The organism is Thauera propionica (assembly GCF_002245655.1).
Classification (GTDB): domain Bacteria; phylum Pseudomonadota; class Gammaproteobacteria; order Burkholderiales; family Rhodocyclaceae; genus Thauera; species Thauera propionica.
Genome location: NZ_NOIH01000038.1, coordinates 1 through 5,372, shown reverse-complemented (window position 1 = coordinate 5,372; position 5,372 = coordinate 1). Strand labels below are relative to the sequence as shown.

The window sequence follows — 5,372 nt, the reverse complement described above, 5'->3', positions numbered from 1 at the left end:
TTTGTGGGTGTTCGATGATTCGGGCGCTGCGGTTAAAAAAGTTTCGGCGGGTGCTTGACGAGGTTGGTGGTTTTGTTCATAATCTCGCTTCTTCGTTGCCGGGTGGCAGCGGTTCTTTAAAAAGTTGAACAACCGATAAGTGTGGGTGCTTGGTTGTTGTGGTCGGCAGCTTAGGCTGCTTGGTTTCGCAATGATTAGGTGCTCATGCTGATTAGTGTCAGTATTTTGAGTACTTTGCTGGATTGAACTTAAGAGTTTGATCCTGGCTCAGATTGAACGCTGGCGGCATGCTTTACACATGCAAGTCGAACGGCAGCACGGGCTTCGGCCTGGTGGCGAGTGGCGAACGGGTGAGTAATGCATCGGAACGTGCCCATGTCGTGGGGGATAACGTAGCGAAAGCTACGCTAATACCGCATACGCCCTGAGGGGGAAAGCGGGGGATTCTTCGGAACCTCGCGCGATTGGAGCGGCCGATGTCGGATTAGCTAGTAGGTGAGGTAAAGGCTCACCTAGGCGACGATCCGTAGCGGGTCTGAGAGGATGATCCGCCACACTGGGACTGAGACACGGCCCAGACTCCTACGGGAGGCAGCAGTGGGGAATTTTGGACAATGGGGGCAACCCTGATCCAGCCATGCCGCGTGAGTGAAGAAGGCCTTCGGGTTGTAAAGCTCTTTCGGCCGGGAAGAAATCGGCGACTCTAACATAGTCGCTGGATGACGGTACCGGACTAAGAAGCACCGGCTAACTACGTGCCAGCAGCCGCGGTAATACGTAGGGTGCGAGCGTTAATCGGAATTACTGGGCGTAAAGCGTGCGCAGGCGGTTTTGTAAGACAGATGTGAAATCCCCGGGCTTAACCTGGGAACTGCGTTTGTGACTGCAAGGCTAGAGTACGGCAGAGGGGGGTGGAATTCCACGTGTAGCAGTGAAATGCGTAGAGATGTGGAGGAACACCGATGGCGAAGGCAGCCCCCTGGGCCTGTACTGACGCTCATGCACGAAAGCGTGGGGAGCAAACAGGATTAGATACCCTGGTAGTCCACGCCCTAAACGATGTCGACTAGTCGTTCGGAGCAGCAATGCACTGAGTGACGCAGCTAACGCGTGAAGTCGACCGCCTGGGGAGTACGGCCGCAAGGTTAAAACTCAAAGGAATTGACGGGGACCCGCACAAGCGGTGGATGATGTGGATTAATTCGATGCAACGCGAAAAACCTTACCTACCCTTGACATGTCTGGAACCTTGGTGAGAGCCGAGGGTGCCTTCGGGAGCCAGAACACAGGTGCTGCATGGCTGTCGTCAGCTCGTGTCGTGAGATGTTGGGTTAAGTCCCGCAACGAGCGCAACCCTTGTCACTAGTTGCCATCATTTAGTTGGGCACTCTAGTGAGACTGCCGGTGACAAACCGGAGGAAGGTGGGGATGACGTCAAGTCCTCATGGCCCTTATGGGTAGGGCTTCACACGTCATACAATGGTCGGTACAGAGGGTTGCCAAGCCGCGAGGTGGAGCCAATCCCTTAAAGCCGATCGTAGTCCGGATCGTAGTCTGCAACTCGACTACGTGAAGTCGGAATCGCTAGTAATCGCAGATCAGCATGCTGCGGTGAATACGTTCCCGGGTCTTGTACACACCGCCCGTCACACCATGGGAGTGGGTTTCACCAGAAGTAGGTAGCTTAACCTTCGGGAGGGCGCTTACCACGGTGAGATTCATGACTGGGGTGAAGTCGTAACAAGGTAGCCGTATCGGAAGGTGCGGCTGGATCACCTCCTTTCAAGAGAAAAGGCCGCGTACGGCCAAGTATCCACAACTTATCGGTTGTTCAGACCAAGAGCCTCGAAGGCGTGAGGGTCTGTAGCTCAGTCGGTTAGAGCACCGTCTTGATAAGGCGGGGGTCGTTGGTTCGAATCCAACCAGACCCACCAAGCTTTTTTGGGTTGCTCGAGAAGGACGGGGCTGTAGCTCAGCTGGGAGAGCGGCGGCTTTGCAAGCCGTAGGTCGTCGGTTCGATCCCGACCAGCTCCACCAGGACTCGCGCACAGGTGTTCGAGCAGTCAGAGATGACGATGTAAGTGTCTTCATCTCTGACTTCTTGAAACGGCAGCTTCGGTTGCCGGTTGTTTGAGGTTTGCTCTTTAACAAAGTGGAAGAAGTGTAGTACGTACCGAGCCGGTGCGTACTGCAAGTTGTGTGATTGCATTGATCACATCACCGTTGTCAGCAGTGGTGTGATCGCACAAACGAGTTCGTCTTATGACCGGTGCTTCGGATAGAGGCGCTAAGGTTATAGGATCAAGCGACTAAGTGCATGTGGTGGATGCCTTGGCGATCACAGGCGATGAAGGACGTGTAAGCCTGCGAAAAGCGTGGGGGAGCTGGCAATAGAGCTTTGATCCCACGATGTCCGAATGGGGAAACCCACCCCGCAAGGGGTATCCCAGACTGAATACATAGGTCTGAGGAGGCGAACGCGGCGAACTGAAACATCTAAGTAGCCGCAGGAACAGAAATCAACCGAGATTCCGCAAGTAGTGGCGAGCGAACGCGGAGCAGCCTGCACGACTAAACCATCAGCTTAGCAAAACGGTCTGGAAAGTCCGACGATACAGGGTGATAGTCCCGTATGCGAAAAGCCGGTGGCGGGTCTGAGCGTGCGACAAGTAGGGCGGGACACGAGAAATCCTGTCTGAAGATGGGGGGACCATCCTCCAAGGCTAAATACTCGTGATCGACCGATAGTGAACCAGTACCGTGAGGGAAAGGCGAAAAGAACCCCGGGAGGGGAGTGAAATAGATCCTGAAACCGCATGCATACAAACAGTGGGAGCCTCGAAAGGGGTGACTGCGTACCTTTTGTATAATGGGTCAGCGACTTACGTTCAGTAGCGAGCTTAACCGAGTAGGGGAGGCGTAGCGAAAGCGAGTCTGATAAGGGCGTCAGAGTTGCTGGGCGTAGACCCGAAACCGGATGATCTATCCATGGCCAGGATGAAGGTGCCGTAACAGGTACTGGAGGTCCGAACCCACTAACGTTGAAAAGTTAGGGGATGAGCTGTGGATAGGGGTGAAAGGCTAAACAAATCCGGAAATAGCTGGTTCTCCCCGAAAACTATTTAGGTAGTGCGTCGTACGGACACTTGCGGGGGTAGAGCACTGTAATCGTTGGGGGGGTCACTGCGATCTACCCCGCGATAGCAAACTCCGAATACCGCAAAGTGATATACGGCAGACAGACATCGGGTGCTAACGTCCGGTGTCAAGAGGGAAACAACCCAGACCGCCAGCTAAGGTCCCAAATGCATGGCTAAGTGGCAAACGAGGTGGGAAGGCATAGACAGCTAGGAGGTTGGCTTAGAAGCAGCCACCCTTTAAAGAAAGCGTAATAGCTCACTAGTCGAGTCGTCCTGCGCGGAAGATGTAACGGGGCTCAAGCCATGAACCGAAGCTGCGGATGTGTCTTTGACACGTGGTAGGGGAGCGTTCCGTAAGCCTGCGAAGGTGTCTCGTAAGGGATGCTGGAGGTATCGGAAGTGCGAATGCTGACATGAGTAGCGATAAAGGGTGTGAAAAGCACCCTCGCCGTAAGCCCAAGGTTTCCTGCGCAACGTTCATCGGCGCAGGGTGAGTCGGCCCCTAAGGCGAGGCAGAAATGCGTAGTCGATGGGAAACAGGTCAATATTCCTGTACCGCTCTATGATGCGATGGGGGGACGGAGAAGGTTAGCTCGGCCATCTGTTGGAATAGGTGGTTCAAGTGTGTAGGCGTGCTGCGTAGGCAAATCCGCGCGGCTGAGCTGAGGCATGATAACGAGGACCCTCGGGTCCGAAGCGAGTGATACCCGGCTTCCAGGAAAAGCCTCTAAGCTTCAGTCATAGAGTGACCGTACCGCAAACCGACACAGGTGGGCTGGTAGAGAATACCAAGGCGCTTGAGAGAACTCAGGAGAAGGAACTCGGCAAATTGATACCGTAACTTCGGGAGAAGGTATGCCCCGTTAGCTTGTAGGAGTACATCCGAAGGGCGAAGGGGCCGCAGAGAATCGGTGGCTGCGACTGTTTATTAAAAACACAGCACTCTGCAAACACGAAAGTGGACGTATAGGGTGTGACGCCTGCCCGGTGCCGGAAGGTTAAGTGATGGGGTGCAAGCTCTTGATCGAAGCCCCGGTAAACGGCGGCCGTAACTATAACGGTCCTAAGGTAGCGAAATTCCTTGTCGGGTAAGTTCCGACCTGCACGAATGGCGTAACGATGGCCACACTGTCTCCTCCTGAGACTCAGCGAAGTTGAAATGTTTGTGAAGATGCAATCTCCCCGCGGCTAGACGGAAAGACCCCATGAACCTTTACTGTAGCTTTGCATTGGACTTTGACGGGACTTGTGTAGGATAGGTGGGAGGCTATGAAGCCAGGACGCTAGTTCTGGTGGAGCCATCCTTGAAATACCACCCTGGTGTCGTCGAGGTTCTAACCCAGGCCTGTGAATCCAGGTCGGGGACCGTGCATGGTGGGCAGTTTGACTGGGGCGGTCTCCTCCCAAAAGGTAACGGAGGAGTACGAAGGTCACCTAGGTACGGTCGGACATCGTACTGATAGTGCAATGGCAAAAGGTGGCTTGACTGCGAGACCCACAAGTCGAGCAGGTGCGAAAGCAGGTCATAGTGATCCGGTGGTTCTGTATGGAAGGGCCATCGCTCAACGGATAAAAGGTACTCTGGGGATAACAGGCTGATTCCGCCCAAGAGTTCACATCGACGGCGGAGTTTGGCACCTCGATGTCGGCTCATCACATCCTGGGGCTGTAGCCGGTCCCAAGGGTATGGCTGTTCGCCATTTAAAGTGGTACGTGAGCTGGGTTTAAAACGTCGTGAGACAGTTTGGTCCCTATCTGCCGTGGGCGCTGGAAGTTTGAGAGGGCCTGCTCCTAGTACGAGAGGACCGGAGTGGACGCACCCCTGGTGTACCGGTTGTGACGCCAGTCGCATCGCCGGGTAGCTATGTGCGGAAGAGATAACCGCTGAAAGCATCTAAGCGGGAAACTCGCCTCAAGATGAGACTTCCCCGGGGCCTCGAGCCCCCTGAAGGGTCGTTGAAGACCACAACGTTGATAGGTCGGGTGTGGAAGCGTGGCAACACGTTAAGCTAACCGATACTAATTGCCCGTGTGGCTTGATCCTATAACCTTATTCAAGACAAACTCGTAACTCGGTGTCCTACGACACCCAATCACACAACTCTTCTTCCCGCTTTGGCCTGGCATCAACACCCAGGCAACAAGTCAAAGTCTGACGACCATAGCTTTGTGGTACCACCCCTTCCCATCCCGAACAGGACCGTGAAACACAAACGCGCCGATGATAGTGAG

Annotated in this window: 2 tRNA genes and 3 rRNA genes; all 5 read left to right on the top strand. The window is 54.5% G+C overall.

Annotation, left to right across the window (positions count from 1 at the left end):
* The first annotated feature begins 244 nt into the window (after positions 1 to 244).
* Positions 245 to 1,783: ribosomal RNA gene (locus tag CGK74_RS17825) — 16S ribosomal RNA — on the top strand.
* A gap of 74 nt (positions 1,784 to 1,857) precedes the next feature.
* Positions 1,858 to 1,934, top strand: a tRNA-Ile gene (locus CGK74_RS17820).
* A 27-nt stretch (positions 1,935 to 1,961) separates the two neighbouring features.
* Positions 1,962 to 2,037 (top strand) — tRNA-Ala (locus CGK74_RS17815).
* Positions 2,038 to 2,299: 262 nt separating this feature from the next.
* Positions 2,300 to 5,184: ribosomal RNA gene (locus CGK74_RS17810) — 23S ribosomal RNA — on the top strand.
* 107 nt (positions 5,185 to 5,291) lie between these two features.
* Positions 5,292 to 5,372: ribosomal RNA gene (gene rrf, locus CGK74_RS17805) — 5S ribosomal RNA — on the top strand; the annotation flags it as partial.